This window comes from Amycolatopsis methanolica 239, from assembly GCF_000739085.1.
Taxonomy (GTDB): Bacteria; Actinomycetota; Actinomycetes; order Mycobacteriales; family Pseudonocardiaceae; genus Amycolatopsis_E; species Amycolatopsis_E methanolica.
The window spans coordinates 6,648,151-6,671,977 of sequence record NZ_CP009110.1; the positions used below are offsets into that span (position 1 = coordinate 6,648,151).

The following is a 23,827-nucleotide window of genomic DNA, read 5'->3' on the forward strand; positions in this document are numbered from 1 at the left end:
GATCCGGCGCCTGCTCATCAAACTCGTCCTGCGTGCCGTCGACACCGCCGACCACATCTGGTCCTGGTCACACTTCCGCCGCCGACGACAACACCAAGCCCGCCTCAGCCACTACAAACGCCGCGGCTACCCACTCACCTAACTGCCGCTGCAGTACTGGTCGTCGCGCCCTCGCGAGGCTGGATCGCATCGGCGAGTACCCACTGGCCGACGCGATGAGAGGGTGGCGGCGCTGCCGATCGTGAATGCGACCCAGGCGAGGCGCTTGCCGGTGGTTGTGCGGTCCCTACGGCGAGGGCACCGTCAAAGACGCCCCTGACGACGGCCAGACGCTCTCCGGCATCTCCGCCCCGTCGATCGTGGCGACCCGGCTCGAACAGCTCGCTCCACAACCTGGCCACCGTGTTCTGGAAGCTGGTGCTGCGACCGGCTACAACGCCGCGCTGCCGGGTCGACTCGTCGGGCCTGGCGGGCATGTGTGGACCGTCGATGTTGACGCGCACCGCGGGTCGATCTCACGGTCGTTCGCCTTCGAGCGCGAGGCCAACGGCCTGACGTGGTTGAGGTCCCTGTAGAGACCGTCGATGTGACGGAACCGCTGCGAAATACGCTGCTCGCAAAGACAGGCGAAGCCAGCGTCGAGGACTGACCCGACGCTGGGGTGGGAGCGGGCCGGATTCTTGGTGTGGCTGTTCCAATCGGCACAGTGACGGACTCATCGACGGCTACGCCCCAGCGGCGGTTCTTCTCTTCCGCGTGGGAGCGTATGCATCCATTGCGATCCTCGGCGTGGCGAACGTCGGTGTCGGCTTGTCCGAGCAGCCCCTCGTCGCCGACCAGGATTGGATTTCATCGGCGACTACGCAAACAGGGATGTATTTGACGGGGCCTGCTTGGTCCGCGTCGAAGGGGGTGGCTCTGCGTGATCGGGTTGACGTGGGTCCCCGCCAGGCTGGTGCCCGTGGGGCGGGGACCCACGCTTCGGGTTTCAGAGTGCGGCGTAGAGCGCGGTTTCGAAGTCGATGTAGGTCTGCCATGCCTCGTGTTCGCTGATGAAGGGCAGCGAGTTGGTGTAGATCGAGGCGCAGATGCCAGTGGTGCGGTCTATGAAGAAGTGCGTGTTGAACAGCCCCGCCCACGCCCCGGTGCCCGCTTTACGGCGGCCGGGCTGGTCGACGGTGTTGAGCAACAGGCCGTAGCCCCATTTCCAGCCCGGGCCCACCCGCAGCGTATCGGTGATCGGCGGATCGGCTGTGGGAATCTCGGCGGGGAAGTCCAGGTCGCCGATCTGGTTGCGGAACGCGGCGTCCACGGTGTCTTCGCGCAGGATGCGCTCGCCGTCGAGTTCGCCGCCGCGCAGCAGGGCGCGTTCGAAGCGGATGTAGTCGCGCGGCGTGGAGAACAGGCCGTGCCCGCCGGCCCACCAGTCCGGCTCCGGGTTGAGAATGTTTCCCGCTGAGGCCCACGCCCCGTCCTCGCCCTTGACGTGGACGGTGACGCAGTTGTTCTTCCGGCCGTCGTCGAGCTTGAACATCGTGTCCGTCATGCCCAGCGGTCCGGTGATGCTGTTCCTGATCACGACGTCGAGGGTGGTGCCCGCGACCGCTTCGAGCACCTTGCCTAGCCAGTCGGTGTTGATGCCGTACACGTACGTCGTTCCCGGATCGGCAACCAGCGGCGCCTTGAACGCCTCGGCCGAGCCCGGAACCACGTTGGGCACGCCCGTGACCTGTTCGTACTTGACCAGGTCAGCGTTCCAGAACCAGTAGCCCAGCCCCGAGGTGTGGGTCAGCAGCTGCTTGACCGTGGCCCGGCGGGCCGGTGCACGCAGCTTCGGGGTGTCGCCATCCCAGCCTTCCAGCACCTGGATGTCGGCGAACTCGGGGCAGTAGGTGTCGACCGGGGCGTCCAGGTCCAGCGTGCCGCTCTCGACCTGTTGCAGCGCCGCGGCAGTGCAGATCATCTTGGTCATCGACATGACCCGGAACTGGGTGGATGTGGTAACCGGGTCGTCGCTCTCACCCGCGATCCGGACTCCGGCGCTGCCCTCGTAAAGGTTGCCGTCACGGTCGGCGGCGATCGCCGCGACGTGCGGCACCTTGCCGGATTTGACCGCGTCTCGCAGCACCTTGTCGATCGAGTTCCCGTCGATGGCTTTGCCCATCGCTGACCTCCGTTGGTCCGTGGCACCTCGCTGTGCCTGATGAGCCGCCCATCTTGGTCACCGCCCTCACACGCCACCACCGGCGTTTGGTCGCAGGTTGGCGGGTTCTGCCCGCCAGATGTCGGATCCGCTCCGAATCGGCCGCCAACAGGGTGAACGATGCTTCCCCACCATCCCCCGGCGGGGCTACCGTGCAGTTCCCCGCACGACCGGAAAGGCTGGCCATGACCACCACTGCGAGGCCTGGGTTCGATCCCGAGCTGAAAGCGGGACTGGCCATCGTGGGAGGTGTCTTCCCGCCGACGATCACACCGGACTTGATCGCGTTCATGCGCAAGTCCTACGCCTCGCCGCCAATAGCCGACACGCTCCGGCGACGTGGCATCGTCCGCCGCGACGAGGTGATCGCCGGACATCATGGTGACGCGATCGAGGTGTCCGTGTTGACCCCTGCTCAGGCGAACGGGCCGCGGCCGTGCGTGCTCTTTCTCCATTCCGGCGGCCTGATCTTCGGCGACCGCTTCAGCGGCGCCGATCTCGTTCTCGATTGGGTCGACCAACTCGGTACGGTGCTCGTCGCGGTCGAGTACCGGCTGGCCCCCGAGTTCCCCGACCCGGTCCCGCGCGAGGATTGCTATGCCGCCGCCGAATGGGTCGCCGCGTCAGCCGAGCACCTCGGCGTCCGGCCGGATCGTCTGTTCGTCGCCGGGGCCAGCTCGGGAGGTGGTTTGGCCGCCGGGCTCGCGCTCGCAGCGCGCGACCGCGGCGGGCCGCACCTGTGCGGACAGGTTCTGGACTACCCCATGCTCGACGATCGCGGCCTGACCCGCTCCACCCACCAGTTCGACGGGATCGGTGTGTGGGACCGGGTCAGCAACGAGACGGGATGGACCGCGCTTCTCGGCGACGCGCGAGGCGGTGCCGACGTTTCGCCCTACGCTGCTCCGGCGCGCGCCACCGATCTGCGTGGTCTGCCCCCGGCCTTCATCGACGTCGGTTCCGCCGAGATCTTCCGCGATGAAGCGATCGCCTACGCCGACGCGATTTGGAACGCTGGCGGCGACGCGGAACTGCACGTGTGGCCCGGTGGTTTCCACGCCTTCGACATCTTCGCTCCCCACACGGTCCTGGCCCAGGGCATGATCCGCACCCGCAACGCCTGGGTCGAGAAGATCCTCGTCGACTAGACCGTGAACACCGCAACGATGTGACCGACCGGATGGTGAACCTTGCAGGAGCTGCTCGGACGGATCTCGGCCCTGGACCCCCGGGCCAGCCTCAGCCTGCGGGTCATCGCCTGCTTCGACGAACTCATCGTCGGCAACGTCAACACGCGTGCCCTGCTCTCCGCCGCAGCTTCACTGGCCGGCTGCAACGCCGGCTTCAGCCAGCAGCTTCCGCCCCGCGCGATGCGGGTCACCACCAAGGGCGCCATCGTGCCTGGTCCGTTCTCTCCTGCAGCAGGATCCTCGGTCTGCGAAGGCGGAGTCACCGCGTGGCTGGAACGCGACGGCGCGCAGCACGTCAACGACGCCATTATCCTCGAACGCCTCCTCCTGGCGCTGCGGTTGCGGCATGGACACGGCCGCCGGGACTCCGACCACCGCCGCGAACTCGGACTGCTCCTCGATACCGAGGCTCCGATCGCAGACCGGCACACCGTCGCGTCCCGCCTCAACCTCAGCCTTACTGGCCGCTACCGCGTCCTGGCTGCCCCGCTGTTCGCCGTGTGGCATTCTCATCCCACCTGCGTCGAAGACGTCGTCGCCACACCCTACGGCTCGATCCACGCCCTCGTCGTCCCCGAAAGCCACGACCCCGTCGACGCGAGCCCATGCGGAATTGGCCTGCCGACCGGCGTGGACAAGCTGGACCGGTCTTTCCGCACCGCCATCGTCGCGCTACGCCTGTGCCTGCCGCCACACACCCCGGTCGTCACCGCCGACACCTACGGCGCACTCATCGGCCTGCTCGCCGACCTGCCCGACCGCGCCGCAGTTCCCGACCTCGACGCACTCGACTCGGTCATGGCTCACCCGTGGGGACCGGCCACCGTCGACGTACTGATCCAGGCCGGGTCCGTGCGCCAGGCGGCGCGACTGGCCGGAGTGCATCACAGCACGCTCCAAACCCGCGTCGACACCATTACCGAGATCATCGGTTTCGACCCTCTTGACGGCCTCGGTCGAAGCCGCCTCGGTACCGCCTACCTCTGCTGGCGACTCCGGAACTCCCGCGTCCTCGACCTGCCCCCACCAACCGGAGGCCGGAGCGGAGGCGACTAAGAGCGTGTCTCATTTGGCGAGTTTCTTGTAGCGGGTGATGGCGGCGCCGAGGGTGAGGAAGCCAGGAAGTGGCTGGGTTTGTGTTCGTGGCGGGTAGTCAGGCGCCGGTAGCCGGTCGGCCAGGCGATCGTCCGTTCGATGACCCACCGGTGTTTGCCGGGCTTGTTGCCGGATTCGATGCCCTTTGCGGGCGATGCGCGGGATGATCCCGTGCCGGCGGAGCCAGTCGCGCAGCGCGGGAATGTCGTAGGCCTTGTCCGCGTGCGGCTTGATCGGTTTCCGTCGCCGGGGTCCGCGCCGGGAGCGGATCGCCGGCAGCGCGTTGACCAGGGGCTTGAGCGCGTAGCTGTCGTGGGTGTTAGCCGCGGAGATACCGACAGTCAGGGGTAGGCCGGCTCGGTCGGACAGAGCGTGGATCTTCGAGCCGGGTTTGCCGCGGTCGACCGGGCTCGGGCCGGTCCGTTCGCCCCCTTTTTCGGGCTCTGTTGGTCTATGTGTGGGTGCGGTCGGGTAGTTCGGGGCGGTAGCCGCCGAGGGCGAGGAGCGCGAGGGAGATCAGGGCGTCGGGGTGTTTGAACCCGAAGGCCAGCCTCGTCAGCAGCCGGATCTTGGTGTTGGTTGATTCGATCAGCGCGTTGGACAGGCCGTGGTCCAGACTCGCGTGGATGGCGGCGAGTTCGGATCTGATGGTGCGCGCGAGCTTGACGAACTCGGGTATCCGGCATCGTGGGGCCCAGGACAGCCAGCGTTGCAACGCTTCTTTGCCGGTTTCGCCGCCGACTGCGAAAACGTGCCGGAGTCCTTCTTTGAGCAGGTAAGCACGGTAGAGGCGAGAGTCCGTTTTCGCGATCCAGGCAAGCTTGTGGCGTTGGTGATCGGTGAGGTTTTCCGGGTTCTTCCACAGTGCCCACCGTGCTCGCTTCATGGTTTGCGCGGCACCTGCCGAGGCGGTGCGGCCGCGTCGGTCCTTCTGGCTGCCGCCGGGCTGGCGGCGCGCGGTATTCCACGCCTGGCGCCGGACCTTGTCCAGGGCGTCGGTGGCCCACACGACCACATGGAACGGGTCAGCGCACCGGATGGCGTCCGGGCAGTACTGGGCCACGGTGTGGGCGATCCACGCGGCCCCGTCCGCTGATACGTGGGTGATCCGGGCGCAGCGGTCCGGTCCGAGTAACTCGAAGAACGCGGCCAGCGTGGCTTTGTCGTTGCCCGGCGCTGCCCAGACCAGTCTGCCGGTGTCGTGATCGACCACCACGGTGAGATACCGGTGATTCTTCTTGTAGCTGATCTCGTCGATCCCGATCCGGCGCAGCCCGGCCAGCCGATCAACCTGGGCGTCGATATCGGCCCGGACCCGGGTGATGATTGCCCCGACGGTCGGCCAGGCGATCCGCATCAGCTGCCGGACCGAGGTTCTCGACGACTGGGTCGCCAGCCACGCCACGGTGTCATCGAAGGCGCGAGTGTGCCCGGCACCATGGCGAGCCCACGGCACCGCGGCCACCACCACACCGTGCTCGCGGCACTGCACCCGCGGCGCGTCCGCCTCGACAAACGCCTGCACGGTGCCCAGATCCAGGGCACGCCACCGCCGCCGGCCCCGCCCAGCGTCATAGCGCGGACACCGCCGAGAGCACGCCCCGCACCGGTGTCGATCCCGCCGCCGCAACCGTACCCGGGCCACCAGTACCTGCTCGGCCTCGTCTAACTCCACTGATTCCACAACCGCGGGATGCACACCCAGCAGCCGACACCATACCCTGGCAGAGGGCACGTCGTTCTCCGTCTGTTCGTTTCTGTTCCTCGACAGCTCAGAAACCTAGACCCAGCAACGACGTGCCCCTTCTACCAGGTCAAACCCGGCCCACACATAGATCAACAGAGCCCTTTTTCGCCTGACGGATGCTCCGTCCAGGACTGCGCGCGACCAATCGATCATGCCTTTGCCGCCCAGCTCGTCCAGCACTGCCTCGTGCAGCTGCCGCCAGCACACCAAGATGCGCCTCTACTGGGTCGAACGCGCCGGCTGACAAGTCCAACCCCGGCAACCAAACCCGGAAACCCCGCAAACCCCGCAGCCGACCCGGACAACCCTCCCTGAACAGGTAAAACGTCGGTCACAGGTTGCGGGGTTTCACTCCCGGCGGCTCACCCTCCAAACCCGCCGATGCCGTCAAACCCCGCGTGCAAATCCCCAGCTCCAGGGCCACTTTGCGGGGTTCGCGGGGTGTGAAACGCACTTCCGGCACTCCGCCCAGATATTCCGCCGACCACCCCCGTACCCGCCCCCGTGATGCCCGCGGGGGGGTGACAGTCCGTAGCTGCCGTGGACGACGTCCGCTGGCGTAACCGAGTGGCCACCACGCTTGCCAAGCTCGCCCGCAGCATCGCCGAACGCGAGGCTGCGCCGTCCGCACCACCGGTCCGCGCCCTGCTTCGCACGGGCGAGGTCGAATCCGTCCGCATCGGCCGGCTTCGCCGCGTCCCAGTCTCCGCCATCCGCGAATACGCATCCCGCCTCGTCAACGGGCACCGCCGAAACCGCCGCCTGAGAAAGGAAACTCCTTGCCTCGCAAGCGCACCGAAGGAACCCGCGCGCCGAATGGCGCAAGCAGCATCTACCTCGGCAATGACGGCTACTGGCACGGACGGGTCACAGTCGGCGTGAAGGACAACGGTAAGCCGGACCGCCGGCATGTTCAGGCCAAGACGGAGGCCGAGGTCATCAAGAAGGTCCGGAAGCTCGAACGAGAGCGCGACGCGGGCACGGTCCGGAGGCCCGGCCAGGAATGGACGGTCGAGAAATGGGTGATGCATTGGTACGCAACGATCGCGGTGCCGAACGTCCGCTACAAGACCCGCAGCTACTACTGGACTGCGGTCGACAAGTACATCGTTCCGGGGATCGGCGCGCACAAGCTGACGCGGCTCGAACCCGAGCACATCGAACGGTTCTATGCGCGCCTGCGGAAGGAAGGTGCCAAGTCGGCAACCCTGCAACAGGTCCACATCGCTCTGCGCGCATCCCTCAACGCAGCCGAGCGACGGAACCGGATCACGCGCAATCCGATCCGCGCCGTGCGGTCACCGAAGATCGAAGAGACCGAGATCGAGCCTCTGACTGTGGACGACGCGCGGGCAATCCTGCGCGTTGCCCATGATCGGCGAAACGGCGTGCGCTGGGGCCATCGCCCTCGCGCTGGGACTGCGGCAGGGCGAGGCGATCGGCCTCAAGTGGACCGACCTCAAGGTCCAGTGGCACCACGGTTGTGGTGTGGCGGAGCCGTGCGAGAAGAAGCGTCCGGAAGACTGTCCGTTTGCCCAGGTCACGGGAATGCTCACGGTCCGGCGAGCGTTGCAACGGCAGACGTGGCAGCACGGCTGCGACCCGGACAAGAAGTGTGGTCGCAAGCGGGGCGCTGACTGTCCGGCACGACACAGTGGCGGCCTCGTCGTGGTGGAACCCAAGTCCCGCGCCGGTCGGCGCGTGCTGAGTGTGCCGCCGCCGCTGGTGCTCGCCCTGCTCGAACACCGGAAGGCGCAGAGCGGCAGCGAGCCGCCGACGTCTGGCAGGACGACGGGTGGATGTTCGCCCAGCCGACTGGCCGGCCGGCCGACCCGCGAGCCGACTACGGCGAGTGGAAGGACGTCCTGAAGGCAGCCGGGGTGCGCGAGGCGCGGCTCCACGACGCCCGGCACACCGCGGCGACGTTCCTGCTCGTGCTCGGCGTCGCCCAGCGGGCGGTCATGGACGTGATGGGCTGGTCGAAAATCGACACGGCCCAGCGGTACCAGCATGTGCCCGACGAGCTACGGCAGAGCATCGCGACGCAGCTCGGTGGACTGCTCTGGACAGGCCCAGACGACGGTGACGGCGACGAACCGACAGCCGCTTCGGTGCCGGCCTGAACGAACAACTGAGATGGAAACTGAGACGAGCCCTGACCAGGGTGTTCCCACCACAGGGAAACACCCTGGTCAGCTGGGGAGCCGACTAGGGGGCTCGAACCCCTGACCTGCTGTTTACAAGACAGCTGCTCTACCAGCTGAGCTAAGTCGGCCTGATCGGGGTCATCCTAGCAACCGCTGCCGGGCCCCCCGGATTCGTGGATGATCGGCGAAGTGGCGCACGCCACGGTTGCCCCTTTGCAACGACCGGCGTGATCCAGGCGATGGGCACCCGGGAGGCCAAATCAAGGAGGTGACGGCCGTATGAACAGCACCCAGCGCGTCCGGGGCCCGGTGACCCGCAGACGCGGCTGGCACATCCTCGAAGCGCCGGAGGACCCGGGCGTCGAGAAGGCGAACCGGCGGCGGCGGGCGACCGAGCCGCGTCGCCGGGCCTGGCACATCCTGGAAGCGCCGACCGGTGAGCAGCCGGCGCCGGACGCGACCACCGAACTCGGTCCCGCCCTGCCGGACGAGGCGACGGTCAACTTCGTCCTCGACCTGGTCCTCCGGATCGGCGAGGTGCAGATGGCCAGCGGCGCCGGCGCGTCCGACGTGACCGCGACCATCCTGTCGCTCACCGCGGCCTTCGGTCTCCCGCACTGCGAGGTGGACGTCATCTTCACGTCCATCACCGTCACCTGTCACCGGGGCACCGACGCGAACCCGATCACGGCCCTGCGCGTCGTCCGCTCGCGCAGCCTCGACTACACCCGCCTGTCGCAGACGGAGATGCTGGTCCAGCAGATCCTCCGCGGCAACCTCAGCGCGGAAGAGGCCTACACCGAGCTGCACAAGATCACCACCGCGCCGCACCCGTACCCGCGCTGGTTCGCCACGCTGGCCTGGGGCGGCATGGCCTTCTTCATCACCCTGCTGCTCAGCGGCACCGTGGACGTCGCGGTCGGCGCGCTGATCATCTCCGCCCTCATCGACCGGCTCGGGCGCCTCCTCAACCGCGTCGCGCTGCCGTTCTTCTTCCAGCAGGCCGTCGGCGGGCTGGTCGCGACGGGGCTGGCCACCTTCGCCGTCAACACCGGCCTCGTGCCGACCCGGTTCTCCACACTGGTCGCCGCCGCGGCGATCACCGTGCTCCTCTCCGGTCTGTCCACGGTGTCCGCGGTGCAGGACGCGATCACCGGGTACAACGTGACCGCCGCGGGCCGCACGATGGAAACGATCCTGATGTCCGCCGGCCTGATCACCGGCGTCGCGCTCGCACTGAACATCGCCAAAGCGCTCGGCTTCACCCCGGCGGAACCGGTGCTGCCCGCGCAGACCGCCGACAGCCTGCTGGTGATCGTGCCGGCGGGCGCGGCCGCGGCGGCCTGCTTCGCCATCGCCTCCTACTCGACGCTGCGGTCGATGCTCGTGGCCGCCGCCGCTGGCGCGATCGGCGCCGGCGTCTACGGCGCGTTGGTGATCGTCGGCCGGTTCGACGTCATCACCTCCTCCGCCGTCGCGGCCGTCGTGGTCGGCTTCTCCGGCGGCGTTCTGGCCCGTCGCCTGAAGGTGACGCCGCTGGTCGTGGCGGTGTCGGGAATCACGCCCCTGCTGCCAGGTCTGTCCACGTACCGTGGCCTGTATGAGCTGGCCACGCAGAGCAACGGCAACCTCTCCACGCTGATCAAAGCCGCGGCGATCGGGCTTGCGCTGGCCGCCGGCGTGGTACTCGGGGAGTACCTCGCGCAGCCGGTCCGCACCGGTCTCGGCCGGCTCGAACGGAAGCTCGCCGGCCCCCGGATGGCGGGCCCGCTGCGGACGACCGACCGGCGACTGGAGTAGCCGCCGCTGAGCCACCGCGCGGTGGATCTTGGGCCGCCGTCGCGAGATAGTGTTCGAGCGGACGACAAGGGAGCATGGCCACGTGAGCGAACCAGGGATCGGCACGGCTTCGGCGGACTTCGTCGTGGTCGCCAACCGGCTGCCCGTCGACCTCGAACGGACGGCCGACGGCAACCAGCGCTGGACCGCGAGTCCGGGCGGCTTGGTGTCGGCGCTGGAGCCGTTCCTGCGTTCGCGCAAGGGCGCCTGGGTGGGCTGGCCGGGCGTGCCGGGTGTCGACGTCGACCCGTTCAGCGACGAAGGCATGGTCCTCTACCCCGTCTCGCTGTCGACCGAAGAGGTCCGCGACTACTACGAGGGCTTCTCCAACGCCACGCTGTGGCCGCTCTACCACGACGTGGTCGCGCCGCCGGTGTTCGACCGTGGCTGGTGGGAGAGCTACGTCCAGGTCAACCGCCGCTTCGCCGAGGCCAGCGCGCAGGTCTCGGCCGAAGGCGCCACCGTGTGGGTGCAGGACTACCAGCTGCAGCTGGTGCCGAGCATGCTCCGCGAGCTGCGCCCCGATCTACGCATCGGTTTCTTCCTGCACATCCCGTTCCCGCCCGTCGAGCTGTTCATGCAGCTCCCGTGGCGCGCGGAGATCGTGCGCGGCCTGATCGGCGCCGACCTGGTCGGCTTCCACCGGCCCGGCGGCGCGCAGAACTTCCTGTGGCTGGCCCGCACGCTGCTCGGGCTGGAGCCCAGCCGCGGCGCGGTCGGCGTGCGGTCCCGGCCGGGCATGATGCAGGTCGGCAACCGCACGGTCCGGGTCGGCGCGTTCCCGATCTCGATCGACGCGGCCGGCCTGGACACGCTCGCCCGCACCAAGGAGGTCGCGGAGCGGGCCGCCCAGATCCGCCGCGACCTGGGCAACCCGAAGACCGTCCTGCTCGGGGTCGACCGCCTGGACTACACCAAGGGCATCGACCTGCGGCTGCAGGCGCTGCACGAGCTGCTCCAGGAGGGCCGGGTCCAGCCCGAGGACGTCACCTTCGTCCAGCTGGCCACCCCGAGCCGGGAACGCGTCGAGCACTACCAGCGGATGCGCACCGAGATCGAGCAGATGGTGGGCCGCATCAACGGCGAGTTCGCCCGCGTCGGTCACCCGGTGGTGCACTACCTGCACCAGTCGGTCGACCGCAAGGAGCTGGCCGCGTTCTACAGTGCGGCCGACGTCATGGTCGTCACCCCACTACGCGATGGGATGAATCTCGTCTGTAAGGAGTACGTCGCGTGCCGTCACGATCTCGGCGGCTCGCTCGTGCTGTCCGAGTTCGCCGGCGCCGCCGCCGAGCTGACCAGCGCTTTTCTCGTCAACCCACATGATCTCGACGGGGTTAAGAACGCGTTGGAGGCGGCCATTACGCTCGACCCTGCCGAGGGCAGACGCCGGATGCGCGCGTTGCGGCGTCAGGTCCTCACCCACGACGTCGACAGGTGGGCACGGTCGTTCCTTGAGGCACTCGGGTCCGAACCGGCCGCCTGAGTGGCCCACCTGCAGCTACACGCTTTTGAGCTCCTTAAGGAGGAGTGGTGACCGCCGAGTCCCTGCCCGCTGAGCTGCGCCGTGCGATCGTGCAGATCGCTCGCACGCCGCGTTTGCTGGTCGCTTGCGACTACGACGGGACCTTGGCTCCGATCGTGACCAACCCGGACGAGGCGCGCCCGCTGCCCGAGTCGGTGGGCGCGCTGCGCTCGCTGGCCGGGCTGCACGAGACGACCACCGCGGTCATCTCCGGCCGCGCGCTGCGCGACCTCGCCATCCTGTCGCGACTGCCGCACGAGGTGCACCTGGTCGGCAGCCACGGTTCCGAATTCGACATCGGCTTCGTGCACGAGCTCGACGCCCAGGCCCGCGACCTGCACCGCAGGGTCGAGCAGGAGCTGGAGCGCATCGCCGGCGACGTGCCGGGCGTGAGCCTGGAGGTCAAGCCGGCCAGCATCGCGGTGCACGTCCGCCGCGCCGACCGCGACGCGGCCCGCCGCGTGCTCGACGAAGTCCACAGTGGACCGTGCACGTGGGAGGGTGTGACGACCACCGACGGCAAGGAGGTCGTCGAGCTGGCCGTCGTGCAGACCGACAAGGGCCGCGCGCTGGACACCCTGCGCCACCAGGTCGGCGCCACCGCGGCGATCTTCCTCGGCGACGACGTCACCGACGAGAAGGCGTTCGCGCGGCTGTCCGGCCCCGACGTCGGCGTCAAGGTCGGCGACGGCGAGACCCTGGCCGCCTACCGGGTGCCCGGCACCGAGGACGTCGCGACGGTTCTGGCGTTCATGCTGGAGGAGCGCCGCAACTGGCTCTACGGCGAGCAGGCGCCGCCGATCGAGCGGCTGTCCATGCTGTCCAACGAGCGCGCGGTCGCGCTGGTCACCCCGGACGCCCGGCTGACCTGGATGTGCCACCCCGGCCCGGACGCGCCCGCGGTGTTCGCCGACCTGCTCGGCGGCACCAGCGCGGGCCACTTCTCGATCAAGCCGCACCACAACGGCCTGCCGCTGGGCCAGCGGTACCTGCCGAACACGATGACGGTCGAGACCCGCTGGTCGCGGCTGCTGGTAACGGACTACCTGGAGCCGGAGGGCCCGCCGCACCGCACCGACCTGGTGCGCGTGATCTCCGGGACCGCCGCCGCGTCCGTGGTGTTCGCGCCGCGGCCGGAGTTCGGCGGTGTCCCCGTCCGGCTGGTGCCCGACCCCCAGGGGCTGCGCGTGCTGGGCACGTCGGAGCCGATCGTGCTGCGTTCGCCGGGCGTGGCGTGGGAGATCACCTCCGACGGCCTGCACGACACCGCCACCGCGCTGGTCCAGCCCACCCAGGACGAGCCGGTCGTGCTCGAACTGCGGTGCGGCACCACGGACCTCACCGCACACGAGCTGTCCGAACCGGAGCGGCGGGCGCGGGCGGGCGCCTACTGGAGCGACTGGGCGACCACGCTGAAGCTGCCGAACGTGGAGCCGGAGCTGGTCGCGCGCTCGGCGCTGACGCTGCGCGGGCTGTGCAACGCCGACACCGGTGCGGTGCTCGCGGCGGCCACGACGTCGCTGCCGGAGGAGATCGGCGGCGTGCGGAACTGGGACTACCGCTACTGCTGGATCCGCGACGCGGCGTTCACCGTACGGGAGCTGGTCGGGCTGGGCTCGCTCGCCGAGGCCGAGGGCTACCTGCGGTGGCTGCACGGCGTGCTGTCGACGCTGGCCGGGCCGGAGCGGCTGCACCCGCTGTACACGATCAACGGCACCCAGCTGGGCGCCGAGGCCGTGATCGACTCGCTGCCCGGCTACGCGGGTTCGCGGCCGGTGCGCGTCGGCAACCTGGCGAACCACCAGGTGCAGCTGGACGTGTTCGGCCCGGTCGTCGAGCTGGTGGCCGAGCTGGCGCAGGTGCGCGGCGAGCTGCGGGACGAGGACTGGCAGCTGGTGCGCGCGATGGCCGAGGCCGTCACGCGGCGCTGGTCGGAGCCCGACCACGGCATCTGGGAGGAGCGGCACGTGCCGCGCCACCGAGTGTACTCGCGCGTCATGTGCTGGGTGACCGTCGACCGCGCCATCAAGCTCGGCGAGGTGTACGGGCGCGAGATCCCGGCCGGGTGGCACGACCTGCGCGAGGAGATCGCGAACGACGTGCTGACCAACGGCTGGAACGACGAGGTCCAGGCGTTCACCACGGCCTACGACGGCACCGACCTGGACGCGGCTTCGCTTTTCGTCGGGCTGGCCGGGCTGATCGACCCGTCGGACGAGCGGTTCCAGCACACGGTGACCGCGATCGAGGCCGAGCTGCGCAGCGGTTCCACGGTGTATCGCTACCGCCGCGACGACGGCCTGCCGGGCAGCGAGGGCGGGTTCCACCTGTGCGCCGCGTGGCTGATCGAGGCGTACCTGCTGACCGGCCGCCGCACCGAGGCGGAGGAGCTGTTCGAGCAGCTGGTCGACACGGCGGGCCCGACAGGCCTGCTGCCCGAGCAGTACGACCCGGTGGCGGAGCGCTCGCTGGGCAACCACCCGCAGGCGTACTCGCACCTCGGGCTGATCCGCTGCGCCAAGCTGCTCTCCGGCGCGTAGGTCACGGTTCGGACGAAGGCCCCTCGGCTGCCGGATTCCAGGGGTCGTTGCAACACAACTGATCAACTGGCTCGGGTCAGGGGCTTGGTCAAGCGCTCGGCTGGGGTGTCCCAGCCGAGCGTTTTGCGTAGGCGGTCGTTGAGTTCGGCGGCGACGAACGCGAGGTGTTCGGCGCTGTGGCCGGCCATCTCAGCGCCTTGGTCCCAGGTCAGGGACTGGGCGAGGTGGCCAGGCAGCGTCGCGACGGTGCTGCGGCCGGGGCTGCCGGCGATTTCGGCGCCGCGGGAGCCCCTGACACGGGAGTCAGGCGTAGTTGGCCGCGTGCAGGGCCGCCGCCACCGAGTCCACCTCCAGCACCCGGATCCCGTCCGGCAGCTTCCCCGGGTCGGGCGGCACCAGCGCGTGCGTGAACCCCATCCGCGCGGCCTCCGCCAGCCGCCGCCCGGCGCCGGTGACCCGTCGGACCTCCCCGGCGAGCCCGACCTCGCCGACGACCACCAGCCGCGGCGACAACGCCACGTCCCGCACCGACGACCACAGCGCCAGCAACACGGACAGGTCCACGGCGGGCTCGGTGACCTTCATCCCGCCGACCGTCGCCGAATAGACGTCCCGGTCGCCCAGCTTGATCCCGCCGCGCTTCTCCAGCACGGCGAGGATCATCGCCACCCGCGCGGAGTCCAGGCCGCTCACGGCCCGCCTCGGCTGCGGCGCGCCGGCACTCGACACGAGCGCCTGCACCTCGCACAGCAGCGGCCGCTTGCCCTCGACCGTGACCGTCACCGCGGTGCCCGGCACCGCGTCCTCCCGCCGGTTCAGGAACAGCCCGGACGGGTCCGGCACCCCGACGATGCCGTCCTCGCGCAGTTCGAAGCACCCGATCTCGTCCGCGGGCCCGAACCGGTTCTTCACCCCGCGCACCATCCGCAGCGTCGAGTGCCGGTCGCCCTCGAAGTGCAGCACCACGTCGACCAGGTGCTCCAGCACGCGCGGCCCGGCGACCGAGCCGTCCTTCGTGACGTGCCCCACGAGCACGACCGGCAGCCCGCGCTCCTTAGCCAGCGCGACCAGGCCGGCGGTGACGGCCCTGACCTGCGTCACGCCGCCCGGCGCACCCTCCACCTGGGGCGAGGCCATCGTCTGCACCGAGTCGACGATCAGCACACCCGGCTTGACCGCGTCGACGTGCCCGAGGATCGCCGACAGATCGCTTTCCGCCGCCAGGAACACGCCCTCGTGCACGTTCTTCGTCCGCTCGGCGCGCAGGCGCACCTGTCCCGCGGACTCCTCGCCGGTGACGTACAGCGCGGGCCCGGACCCGCCGCGGGCCCACTGGTAGGCCACCTCGAGCAGGAGGGTGGACTTGCCGACGCCCGGCTCACCGGCCAGCAGCACGACCGCGCCGGGCACGAGCCCGCCGCCGAGCACGCGGTCCAGCTCGCCGACGCCGGTGGTGCGGGCGCGCGCGGCCTCGATGTCGACCTGGCCGATCGGCCGCGCCGGCGCGCTGGGCGCGCCCGCTGCCACGCGGGCTATCGGCGGGCGCGCGTCGCCGCGCTCCTCGATGGTTCCCCACGCCTGGCACTCCGGGCAGCGGCCGACCCACTTGGCGGCCTCGTACCCGCACTCACCGCAGCGGTAGCTGGTGCCCTTCTTGACCATGGTCGGTCACGCTAGCTGGCACCACCGACAGTTCTAGTGACCGCCGGCTTCCGCCTCGGCGGACGGCTGGCAGTTCAGCTCGACCGTGGGCGCCTGGATCGGCAGGTTCACGGTGACCGGGCCGGCGTCGCGGAAGGTGAAGGTGACCGGGATGGTCTGGCCGGGCCACACGACCTGCTTGATGCCCTGCAGGACGACCTCGGCGTGACCGATCCGGGTCGGCTGCCCGGTGGGGCCCGCGGTCGGCGACGCGGACGCCGACGAGGTGGGCGAGGTCTGGGTCGAGCTCGGCGCGGCGGAGCTGGACTCCGGCTGCTGCACGGACTCGGCTTCGGTGGCCGGGCCGATCAGGAGCTTGCTGCCCGCGACGATGGCCTTCTGGCCCTCGACGGTGGCGCTCGCCGCGTTCGCGCTGCTCACGGAGACCAGCTCGTCGTCGGTGGTGCCGTCGTTGGCGATCACCAGCGTGAGCGGGGCGCTCGACCCGGTCGCATAGGCCTGCTGGCAGTCGTTGCGGTTCACCAGGCCGGCGTCCCGCAGGACGAGCTTGCCCGCCTGGGCCATCGCGCCGTTGACCGCGGGCAGCATGGTGTTGGTCTGGGTGATCTGCCCGGCCCCGCACCCGGCCAGAGCCAGGGCGGCACCCACGGCGACCACGCTCGCGCCGACCACACGACGTTTCTGCAGCCTCACGGTCTCAGTCCCTCCTAGAAGCTATACCGGCCAGATCCTATCTGCGGCCGGAAAGCCCGCCACCGAGGGTGCGCCGAGGGGGCCGGAAACCGTCCACAATGGATCAGAGAATCAATGTCGACAGGGTTCCCCGCCACCTGCATGAGCATGCACTTTATCGGTTTGTCAACCCCCCGGATGGCCCCTGACCTGCGACGACGATCTCAGCCCGCTAGGTGGGCCCCCTCGCCGCGTGCTAGGATGGAGGCAGCGAAAGGGGCAGAGGACACATGGTTTTCAAGGTCGGAGAGACCGTCGTCTACCCGCACCACGGTGCCGCACTCATCGAAGCGATCGAGACCCGCGTGATCAAGGGCGAGGAGAAGCAGTACCTCGTCCTCAAAGTCGCACAAGGAGACCTCACGGTTCGCGTGCCCGCTGACAACGCCGAGATCGTCGGCGTGCGGGACGTCGTGGGCCAGGATGGTCTGAACCGGGTTTTCGACGTGCTGCGAGCGCCGCACACCGAGGAGCCCACGAACTGGTCTCGTCGGTACAAGGCCAACCTCGAGAAGCTCGCCTCGGGCGACGTGAACAAGGTGGCCGAAGTGGTGCGCGACCTCTGGCGGCGCGAGAAGGACCGCGGCCTGTCCGCCGGCGAGAAGCGCATGCTGGCCAAGGCGCGGCAGATACTGGTCAGTGAGCTCGCCCTGGCGGAGGGCACCGACGAGGGCAAGGCGGAGACGCTGCTCGACGAGGTCCTGGAGACAGCGACCGTCTAGAGCACAGGCTGACCTCGCGAGATGAGCCGGGCAGACGTGCTCATCTACTGCGTGTGCCCCATGAGACACAGCTCGTCCCGCGAAGTGAGACCCCGGCGATGAAGGTCGCGGCAGTCCTCATCGCCGACCCCGATGGGCCGGATCCGTGCGCCCTCGTGCGCGGTGCGCCGCTGTTGCGGCACGCCGTGGACGGCCTGCTGGAGTCCGGATGCGCGGACCGCCTGACCGTGGCGGTTCCCAAACCCGTGCTCGGGGATTGTGAAGTGATCGTACGGGCAGCACCCGGCGCCGGTTCCCGGTGCCGGGTGCTGGTCTGTGGTCCTGATCGCGCCGGATCCGTCCGGGCGGCCGTCGAGGCCGCCGGGGATTCCGACGTCGTGCTGGTGCACGACGTCGCGCGTCCGTTCGTGCCTCCCGCCACCGTCCGCGCGGTGGCCGAGGCGGTGTTCGCCGGGGCAGAGGCGATCATCCCGGTCCTACCCGTGACCGACACCGTCAAACTCGTTTCCGGCGACGTGATCGCCGGCACCTCGGACCGGGACCACCTACGCGTCGTGCAGACCCCCGTCGGCTACCGGCCCGAGGTGCTCCGCGAGCTCTGCGCACGCGGCGCGGACCCGCTGTCGGACCTACCCGGTAGCGTGCGCACCGTGGCCGGGCACCCCACCGCGCTCCGGCTCACCACGGCCTTCGACGTGGCCGTCGCGGAAGCACTACTCGAGGAGCAGGGTTGAGGGTCGGGACCGGGGTCGACGTCCATCCGATCGAGGCGGGCCGCGAGTGCTGGATCGCAGGGCTGCTGTGGGAGGGCGCCGACGGCTGCGCGGGCCACTCAGACGGCGACGTGGCCGCCCACGCGCTGTGCGACGCGATGCTGTCCGCGGCCGGGCTCGGCGACCTGGGCGCGGTGTTCGGCACCAGCGACCCCCGCTGGGCAGGCGCCCACGGCGCGGAGTTCGTGGCCGAGGCGCGTCGGCTGGTCGAGACGGCAGGCTGGCGGCTGGGCAACGCGTCGGTGCAGGTCATCGGCAACGCGCCGCGCATCGGCAAGCGGCGCGAAGAGGCCCAGGACGTGCTGAGCAAGGCCGCGGGCGGCGCGGTCAGCGTCAGCGGCACCACCACCGACGGGCTCGGCCTGACCGGCCGCGGCGAGGGCATCGCCGCGGTCGCCACCGCGCTGCTGCTGCCGGCGGAATAAGTCACACGAATCCCGAGGTCGTCCCCGGTAGCCTGTGGTCTGTGACGATTCAGGCGGTGATGTTCGACTTCTCCGGCACCCTCTTCCGGCTCGAACAGAACTCCAGCTGGCTGTCCGACCTTACGACCCCCGACGGCGCCCCGCTCGACGTCGAGGCGCAAACCGAGCTGATGCGCCGCATGACCGCCCCGACCGGGCAGGTCGTCGAGCTGTCCGAGGAGTACCAGCACGCGTGGGAGAACCGGGACCTCGATCCGGCCCTGCACCGCAAGATCTACCTCGAGGTGCTGCGCAAGTCCGGCGTCGCGCACGCCCACCAGGCCGAGGCGCTCTACAACCGCCTGATCGATCCCGCCGAGTGGACGCCGTATCCCGACACCGAGGCCGCGCTGAAGGACACCGCGGCCAAGGGCGTCAAGGTCGGCGTGCTGAGCAACATCGCCTTCGACATCCGGCCCGCGTTCGCGATGCGCGGCTTGACCGACTTCGTCGACGAGTTCCTGCTCTCCTTCGAGGAGGGCTACATCAAGCCGCAGCCCGAGGTCTTCCGGCTGCTGGTCGACAAGCTCGGGGTCGCGCCGGAGGACACGCTCATGGTCGGCGACAGCGAGGAGGCCGACGGCGGAGCGAAGGCACTCGGCTGCGCGTTCGCCCTCGTCGACCCACTGCCGACCGCCGAACGCCCGGACGGCCTGCTCACGGCCCTGCGCACGCACGGGGTGCTCTGAGCGGCGTCAAGGTGACCCGTACCATTTCAGGGTGGCCCTTCATCTGTACGACACCGCGAGCAGGAGCGTGCGGGAGTTCCACCCCGCCCGTAGCGGAACGGCGTCCATGTACGTGTGTGGGGCCACCGTGCAGGGCATTCCCCACATCGGGCACGTCCGCGGCGCCCTGAACTACGACGTCCTGCGCCGCTGGCTGATCCACAGTGGACTGGACGTGTTGTTCGTGCGGAACGTCACGGACATCGACGACAAGATCCTCACCAAGGCCGCCGACGCCGGACGGCCGTGGTGGGAGTGGGCGGCGACGCACGAACGCGCGTTCGAGGAGGCCTACACCGTCCTCGGCTGCCTCCCGCCCTCAATCGCGCCGCGCGCCACCGGGCACGTCACGCAGATGGTGGAGCTGATGCAGCGCCTCATCGATGCCGGGCACGCCTACGCGGCGGGCGGTGACGTGTACTTCGCCGTGTCCACGTTCCCCGAGTACGGCGCGCTGTCCCGGCAGAAGCTGGACGAGGTGCAGCAGGGCGAGACGCTGGCCGAGGGCAAGCGCGACCCGCGGGACTTCACGCTGTGGAAGAGCGCCAAGCCGGGCGAGCCGTCGTGGCCGACCCCGTGGGGCGACGGGCGGCCGGGCTGGCACCTGGAGTGCTCCGCGATGGCGACCACGTACCTGGGCGCCGAGTTCGACATCCACGGCGGCGGCGTCGACCTGGTGTTCCCGCACCACGAGAACGAGCGCGCCCAGTCGCAGGCGGCGGGCGACCCGTTCGCGCGGTTCTGGCTGCACAACGCGTGGGTGACGCTGTCCGGCGAGAAGATGTCGAAGTCGCTGGGCAACGTGGTGTCGATCGAGGCGATGCTGCGCGACTACCGGGCCGCCGAGCTGCGGTACTACCTGGTGCAGCCGCACTACCGGTCGACCATCGAGTACTCCGACGGCGCGTTGTCCGAGGCGGCCCAGGGCTACCGGCGGATCGAAGGCTTCCTGCGCCGGGCGGTGCAGCGGACGGGCACGGTCGAGCCGGGCGAGCTGGCGCCCGAGTTCGTCGCCGCGATGGACGACGACCTGTCCACGCCGGCAGCGGTCGCGGCCGTGCACAACCTGGTCCGCGAGGGCAACGCTGCACTGGACTCCGGCGATGACGCCAAGGCGCGCGCGGCCGCCGGCTCGGTGCGCGCGATGATGGGTGTGCTCGGGCTGGACCCGCTGGCACCGGAATGGGCGGAGAGCTCGGCGGCGGAGACGCCGGCGAGGGCCGCACTGGCCGAGTTGGTCGAGGCGATGCTCGTGGAGCGCCAGGAGGCGCGTGCCACGCGTGACTTCGCCAGGGCCGACGCCGTGCGCGACCGCCTGCTCAAGGCGGGGATCACGGTCGAAGATACTCCCGATGGTCCGGTGTGGACCGTGAAAGAAGCTTAAATGGCAGGCAATTCCAAGCGCCGGGGTGCGGTTCGCAAAGAGGGCACCAAGAAGGGCGCCGTCGTCGGCTCCGGTGGTCAGCGCCGCCGCGGGCTGGAGGGCAAGGGCCCGACGCCGCGCGCGGAGATGCGTCCCGGGCACCCGAAGCAGAAGCGTGCCGCGGCGGCTGCCGCGCGCGCCGAGAAGGCTCGCGACCGCCGCGAAGGGCCGGAGATCATCGCCGGCCGCAACCCGGTGGTCGAGGCCCTGCGCGCGGGCGTGCCGGGCACCACGCTGTTCGTGGCGCTGAACATCGACGCCGACGACCGGGTCACCGAAGCGGTGCGGCTGGCGGCGGACAAGGGCATCTCGATCCTGGAGATCCCGCGCGAGGAGCTGGACCGCAAGACCAACCGCGCGGTGCACCAGGGGCTCGGGCTGCAGGTGCCGCCGTTCGAGTACAGCCACCCGGACGACCTGCTGGCGATCGCGAAGGACTCGGGTGAGCCGCCGCTGCTGGTGGCGCTCGACGGCGTGACCGACCCGCGGAACCTGGGCGCGGTGGTGCGTTCGGCGGCGGCGTTCGGGGCGCACGGCGTGCTGCTGCCGCAGCGTCGCAGCGCGGGCATCACGGCCGTGGCGTGGCGGACGAGTGCCGGCACCGCGGCGAAGATGCCGATCGCGATCGCGACCAACCTGACCCGGCAGCTGAAGCTGTGGGCAGAGGAGGGCCTGATGATCGCGGGCCTGGACGCGGACGGCTCGGTCGGGATCGACGACCTGTCCCTGGCGACGGATCCGCTGGTGGTCGTGGTGGGCTCCGAGGGGCGCGGCCTGTCCCGCCTGGTGCGGGAGACCTGCGACGAGACGGTGTCCATTCCGATGGCCGCGGGGGTGGAGTCGCTGAACGCCTCCGTCGCGGCGGCGGTGCTGCTGGCGGAGGTCGCGCGGCGGCGACGCGTGGCGGGGCGCATCTGATCGTGGCTGCTTGAGCGGCGCCGGGCTCCGGCGCCGCTCCTTTTTGTGGCGTGCAGCGGGGAACTTCACACACCCGCCGCGGAAGCGGTGAGTTTCACTCCTTCGGGCCAACCCGGTCGGCTAAGGTCAGTGCGCTGATCCGCTTGCACAGGGGGACCCCAGGTCGATGTCGTTCGCTTCACCGTTGTTCCTCTGGTACTTCCTTCCGGCGACGTTGCTCGCCGTGCTGGTGCTGCCGAGGAGCTGGCGGAACGGCATCATCGCGGTCGCCAGCCTGGTCTTCTACGCCAGCGGCGCGGGCGCGTTCACCCTGCTGCTCCTGGCGTGCATGGTGGTCAACTTCGCGGCGGGCACCGCGCTGGAGCCAAACCCGTGGGAGCCGCGGTCGAGCCGGAAGCGGTCGTTGCTGATCGCGGTCATCTGCTTCGACGTCGGCATCCTGGTGGTCTGGAAGTACGCCGGGTTCGCGACGCAGCAGATCGACTACTTCACCCAGCTCTTCGGTGGTTCGTTCCCGGTGGCGCACCTGGCGTTGCCGATCGGCATTTCGTTCTTCACGTTCCACCACATTTCCTATGTGGTCGACATCTACCGGGGTGAGCGGCGGGCGCTGCGCAACCCGGTGTCGTTCGTGACCTACATCGCGATGTTCCCGCAGCTCGTGGCGGGCCCGATCGTGCGGTACCGGGAGATCGCGGACCAGTTGCCGCAGCACCGGTCGCACCGGATGGACGACATCGCGGCGGGCTTCCCGCGGTTCGCGCTGGGGCTGTGCAAGAAGGCGATCATCGCCGACTCGCTGAGCCCGATGGTGGAGGCGTGCTTCGCGACGCCCGGCGACGAGATGACGTTCGCGATCGCGTGGCTCGGCGCGGTCGGGTACACACTGCAGCTGTACTTCGACTTCTCCGGCTACTCGGACATGGCGATCGGGCTGGGGCGGATGCTCGGGTTCCGGCTGCCGGAAAACTTCGCGCGGCCGTACTCGTCGGTGACGGTGACCGAGTTCTGGCGGCGCTGGCACATGTCGCTGAGCCGCTGGTTCCGCGACTACGCGTACATCCCGCTCGGCGGCAACCGCGCCGGCGCGGCGAAGACGTACCGTAACCTGTGCATCGTGTTCGTGCTGACGGGCTTCTGGCACGGCGCGAACTGGACGTTCCTGGTGTGGGGTTGTTACCACGGGCTGCTGCTGATCATCGAGCGCCGGTTCGGCTGGGACCGGACCCCGGCCGCGGTGGCCGCGCGGGTGGGCCGCCGGGTGCTGACGCTGGTGCTCGTGGTGTTCGGCTGGGTGTTCTTCAAGTCGGCCGACATCAGGCACGCGTTCACGATGATCGGGCACATGCTGGTCCCCGACTTCGACGGCCTGACAGACGTCGTCGAGGCGGCGCTGACGAACCAGCGGGTGGTCATCCTGATCGCCGCGCTGGCGATCTTCGCACTGCCCGCCAACCCGGTCGCCGGGCCACTGCTGGAGTCCGCCCGAACCCGCGGCGCGGTGGGCCTGCGGATCGGCGTGATGACGGCGGGCGCGCTGTACGCCGCGATCCTGGTCGCGAACGGCACGTTCAGCCCGTTCCTGTACTACCAGTTCTGAGTGGAGCGCACCTGCTCCAGTGCGTTCCGGTACTGATCCGCGCTGAACCGGAAAGGACCGGCGTCCGGGTAGCTTTCGAGCTCTCGGTCTTGCGAGTCCTGCCGGCGGAAGTCGCGCCAGATGATGAGGTCGTCGTGCCGGGTGATCATCGCCGTGATGGCTCCACAGGCGAGATCACCGCACTCCGGGCAGCAGTAGAGCACCTGCCGCCCGTCCGGGAGGCTGGACGGACCGCGGAGCAGCAGACGGTCCACCTCCCGGCTCAGGGCACGCGGCGGAAGATCAGTGGCGAGCGCAGAAACCACGTCCTGCCCGTCGAAGAGTGACGACACGGGCCGGCCATCGATCACGAAGTCCAGGAACTCCCGTCGCGTACGCGTGGCAGCAGGCACCAGAACGGCGCCGCCGCGCACGGATGGGATCAACCCGAAGTTCTGGAACATCGGCTGGCTCCTTGTCTTGCCCTGCCGCTGCCCGCGACTTGACCAGTGGCTGTTTCCCCTGCTCAACGTTTCCCAG

General features: G+C 69.7%; 18 protein-coding genes, 1 tRNA gene and 3 pseudogenes. 14 read left to right on the forward strand and 8 right to left on the reverse strand.

What is annotated here, in order from left to right; genetic code table 11:
- Nucleotides 1-245 precede the first annotated feature (245 nt).
- Nucleotides 246-575, forward strand: a complete 330-nt coding sequence (locus AMETH_RS42285; RefSeq protein WP_081617630.1) for a hypothetical protein — start codon at nucleotides 246-248, stop codon at nucleotides 573-575.
- Nucleotides 576-988: 413 nt separating this feature from the next.
- Here AMETH_RS42285 and AMETH_RS32520 read toward each other — a convergent pair whose 3' ends face one another.
- The gene (locus tag AMETH_RS32520) at nucleotides 989-2,164 is read right to left on the reverse strand and encodes a serine hydrolase domain-containing protein (protein WP_017985368.1); all 1,176 of its coding nucleotides are present in this window, start codon (nucleotides 2,162-2,164) and stop codon (nucleotides 989-991) included.
- Between the two features lie 224 nt (nucleotides 2,165-2,388).
- On the opposite strand from AMETH_RS32520, the gene AMETH_RS32525 reads away from it, so the two are divergent.
- Both AMETH_RS32525 and AMETH_RS32530 read left to right on the forward strand, forming a co-directional pair.
- Complete coding sequence (locus AMETH_RS32525) at nucleotides 2,389-3,351, forward strand: alpha/beta hydrolase (RefSeq protein ID WP_017985369.1); 963 nt, start codon at nucleotides 2,389-2,391, stop codon at nucleotides 3,349-3,351.
- Nucleotides 3,352-3,393: 42 nt separating this feature from the next.
- Nucleotides 3,394-4,449: a helix-turn-helix domain-containing protein gene (locus AMETH_RS32530; RefSeq protein ID WP_017985370.1), complete on the forward strand. Its 1,056-nt coding sequence runs from the start codon at nucleotides 3,394-3,396 to the stop codon at nucleotides 4,447-4,449.
- Between the two features lie 9 nt (nucleotides 4,450-4,458).
- Here AMETH_RS32530 and AMETH_RS38435 read toward each other — a convergent pair.
- From AMETH_RS38435 to AMETH_RS39480, 3 genes and pseudogenes are all read right to left on the reverse strand, one after another.
- Nucleotides 4,459-4,926, reverse strand: a pseudogene (locus AMETH_RS38435) (IS5 family transposase); the annotation flags it as partial.
- Nucleotides 4,927-4,939: 13 nt separating this feature from the next.
- Nucleotides 4,940-6,223: an ISL3 family transposase gene (locus tag AMETH_RS32535; protein WP_026153346.1), complete on the reverse strand. Its 1,284-nt coding sequence runs from the start codon at nucleotides 6,221-6,223 to the stop codon at nucleotides 4,940-4,942.
- A 111-nt stretch (nucleotides 6,224-6,334) separates the two neighbouring features.
- Nucleotides 6,335-6,436, reverse strand: a pseudogene (locus AMETH_RS39480) (IS5/IS1182 family transposase); the annotation flags it as partial.
- A gap of 578 nt (nucleotides 6,437-7,014) precedes the next feature.
- On the opposite strand from AMETH_RS39480, the pseudogene AMETH_RS42825 reads away from it, so the two are divergent.
- Nucleotides 7,015-8,358 (forward strand): annotated as a pseudogene (locus AMETH_RS42825) (tyrosine-type recombinase/integrase).
- 79 nt (nucleotides 8,359-8,437) lie between these two features.
- Here the strand turns inward: AMETH_RS42825 and AMETH_RS32545 are convergent.
- Nucleotides 8,438-8,510 (reverse strand) — tRNA-Thr (locus tag AMETH_RS32545).
- Nucleotides 8,511-8,661: 151 nt separating this feature from the next.
- On the opposite strand from AMETH_RS32545, the gene AMETH_RS32550 reads away from it, so the two are divergent.
- From AMETH_RS32550 to otsB, 3 genes are all read left to right on the forward strand, one after another.
- Entirely contained in the window at nucleotides 8,662-10,182 is a 1,521-nt protein-coding gene (locus tag AMETH_RS32550) for a threonine/serine exporter family protein (protein ID WP_017985372.1), read from the forward strand.
- An 82-nt stretch (nucleotides 10,183-10,264) separates the two neighbouring features.
- Nucleotides 10,265-11,707 carry an alpha,alpha-trehalose-phosphate synthase (UDP-forming) gene (locus tag AMETH_RS32555; RefSeq protein ID WP_017985373.1) on the forward strand — a complete coding sequence of 481 codons (1,443 nt, stop codon included), beginning with the start codon at nucleotides 10,265-10,267 and terminating at the stop codon, nucleotides 11,705-11,707.
- Nucleotides 11,708-11,754: 47 nt separating this feature from the next.
- On the forward strand, nucleotides 11,755-14,286 hold the full coding sequence (otsB, locus tag AMETH_RS32560; protein WP_026153573.1) for a trehalose-phosphatase: 2,532 nt from the start codon (nucleotides 11,755-11,757) through the stop codon (nucleotides 14,284-14,286).
- A 303-nt stretch (nucleotides 14,287-14,589) separates the two neighbouring features.
- On the opposite strand, the gene radA is transcribed toward otsB, so the two are convergent.
- Nucleotides 14,590-15,948: a DNA repair protein RadA gene (radA, locus tag AMETH_RS32565; RefSeq protein WP_017985375.1), complete on the reverse strand. Its 1,359-nt coding sequence runs from the start codon at nucleotides 15,946-15,948 to the stop codon at nucleotides 14,590-14,592.
- 33 nt (nucleotides 15,949-15,981) lie between these two features.
- The gene (locus AMETH_RS32570; protein ID WP_026153574.1) at nucleotides 15,982-16,641 is read right to left on the reverse strand and encodes a copper chaperone PCu(A)C domain-containing protein; all 660 of its coding nucleotides are present in this window, start codon (nucleotides 16,639-16,641) and stop codon (nucleotides 15,982-15,984) included.
- A 269-nt stretch (nucleotides 16,642-16,910) separates the two neighbouring features.
- Here AMETH_RS32570 and AMETH_RS32575 point away from each other — a divergent pair, with 269 nt between their 5' ends.
- The 7 genes from AMETH_RS32575 (at nucleotide 16,911) to AMETH_RS32605 (ending at nucleotide 23,308) form a co-directional block, all read left to right on the forward strand.
- Complete coding sequence (locus tag AMETH_RS32575) at nucleotides 16,911-17,402, forward strand: CarD family transcriptional regulator (RefSeq protein ID WP_017985377.1); 492 nt, start codon at nucleotides 16,911-16,913, stop codon at nucleotides 17,400-17,402.
- Nucleotides 17,403-17,500: 98 nt separating this feature from the next.
- On the forward strand, nucleotides 17,501-18,136 hold the full coding sequence (locus AMETH_RS32580; RefSeq protein ID WP_017985378.1) for an IspD/TarI family cytidylyltransferase: 636 nt from the start codon (nucleotides 17,501-17,503) through the stop codon (nucleotides 18,134-18,136).
- Complete coding sequence (ispF, locus tag AMETH_RS32585; protein ID WP_017985379.1) at nucleotides 18,133-18,600, forward strand: 2-C-methyl-D-erythritol 2,4-cyclodiphosphate synthase; 468 nt, start codon at nucleotides 18,133-18,135, stop codon at nucleotides 18,598-18,600. Before AMETH_RS32580 ends, ispF begins: the two co-directional genes overlap by 4 nt.
- 41 nt (nucleotides 18,601-18,641) lie before the next feature.
- Nucleotides 18,642-19,328 carry an HAD family hydrolase gene (locus AMETH_RS32590; RefSeq protein ID WP_017985380.1) on the forward strand — a complete coding sequence of 229 codons (687 nt, stop codon included), beginning with the start codon at nucleotides 18,642-18,644 and terminating at the stop codon, nucleotides 19,326-19,328.
- 31 nt (nucleotides 19,329-19,359) lie between these two features.
- Nucleotides 19,360-20,751: a cysteine--tRNA ligase gene (gene cysS / locus AMETH_RS32595; RefSeq protein ID WP_026153575.1), complete on the forward strand. Its 1,392-nt coding sequence runs from the start codon at nucleotides 19,360-19,362 to the stop codon at nucleotides 20,749-20,751.
- On the forward strand, nucleotides 20,752-21,708 hold the full coding sequence (gene rlmB, locus AMETH_RS32600) for a 23S rRNA (guanosine(2251)-2'-O)-methyltransferase RlmB (protein WP_017985382.1): 957 nt from the start codon (nucleotides 20,752-20,754) through the stop codon (nucleotides 21,706-21,708).
- A gap of 166 nt (nucleotides 21,709-21,874) precedes the next feature.
- On the forward strand, nucleotides 21,875-23,308 hold the full coding sequence (locus tag AMETH_RS32605) for an MBOAT family O-acyltransferase (RefSeq protein ID WP_017985383.1): 1,434 nt from the start codon (nucleotides 21,875-21,877) through the stop codon (nucleotides 23,306-23,308).
- On the opposite strand, the gene AMETH_RS32610 is transcribed toward AMETH_RS32605, so the two are convergent.
- Nucleotides 23,296-23,751 (reverse strand): hypothetical protein, encoded by a 456-nt coding sequence (locus AMETH_RS32610; RefSeq protein ID WP_017985384.1) that lies wholly within the window; start codon nucleotides 23,749-23,751, stop codon nucleotides 23,296-23,298. The two genes, AMETH_RS32605 and AMETH_RS32610, sit on opposite strands and share 13 nt — an antisense overlap.
- Nucleotides 23,752-23,827 lie beyond the last annotated feature (76 nt).

Coding starts and splice junctions, on each gene's coding strand:
- AMETH_RS42285 (WP_081617630.1), top strand. CDS start 246: ATGCGACCCAGGCGAGGCGCTTGCCGGTGGTTGTGCGGTCCCTACGGC.
- AMETH_RS32520 (WP_017985368.1), bottom strand. CDS start 2,164: ATGGGCAAAGCCATCGACGGGAACTCGATCGACAAGGTGCTGCGAGAC.
- AMETH_RS32525 (WP_017985369.1), top strand. CDS start 2,389: ATGACCACCACTGCGAGGCCTGGGTTCGATCCCGAGCTGAAAGCGGGA.
- AMETH_RS32550 (WP_017985372.1), top strand. CDS start 8,662: ATGAACAGCACCCAGCGCGTCCGGGGCCCGGTGACCCGCAGACGCGGC.
- radA (WP_017985375.1), bottom strand. CDS start 15,948: ATGGTCAAGAAGGGCACCAGCTACCGCTGCGGTGAGTGCGGGTACGAG.
- AMETH_RS32575 (WP_017985377.1), top strand. CDS start 16,911: ATGGTTTTCAAGGTCGGAGAGACCGTCGTCTACCCGCACCACGGTGCC.
- AMETH_RS32580 (WP_017985378.1), top strand. CDS start 17,501: ATGAAGGTCGCGGCAGTCCTCATCGCCGACCCCGATGGGCCGGATCCG.
- rlmB (WP_017985382.1), top strand. CDS start 20,752: ATGGCAGGCAATTCCAAGCGCCGGGGTGCGGTTCGCAAAGAGGGCACC.
- AMETH_RS32605 (WP_017985383.1), top strand. CDS start 21,875: ATGTCGTTCGCTTCACCGTTGTTCCTCTGGTACTTCCTTCCGGCGACG.
- AMETH_RS32610 (WP_017985384.1), bottom strand. CDS start 23,751: ATGTTCCAGAACTTCGGGTTGATCCCATCCGTGCGCGGCGGCGCCGTT.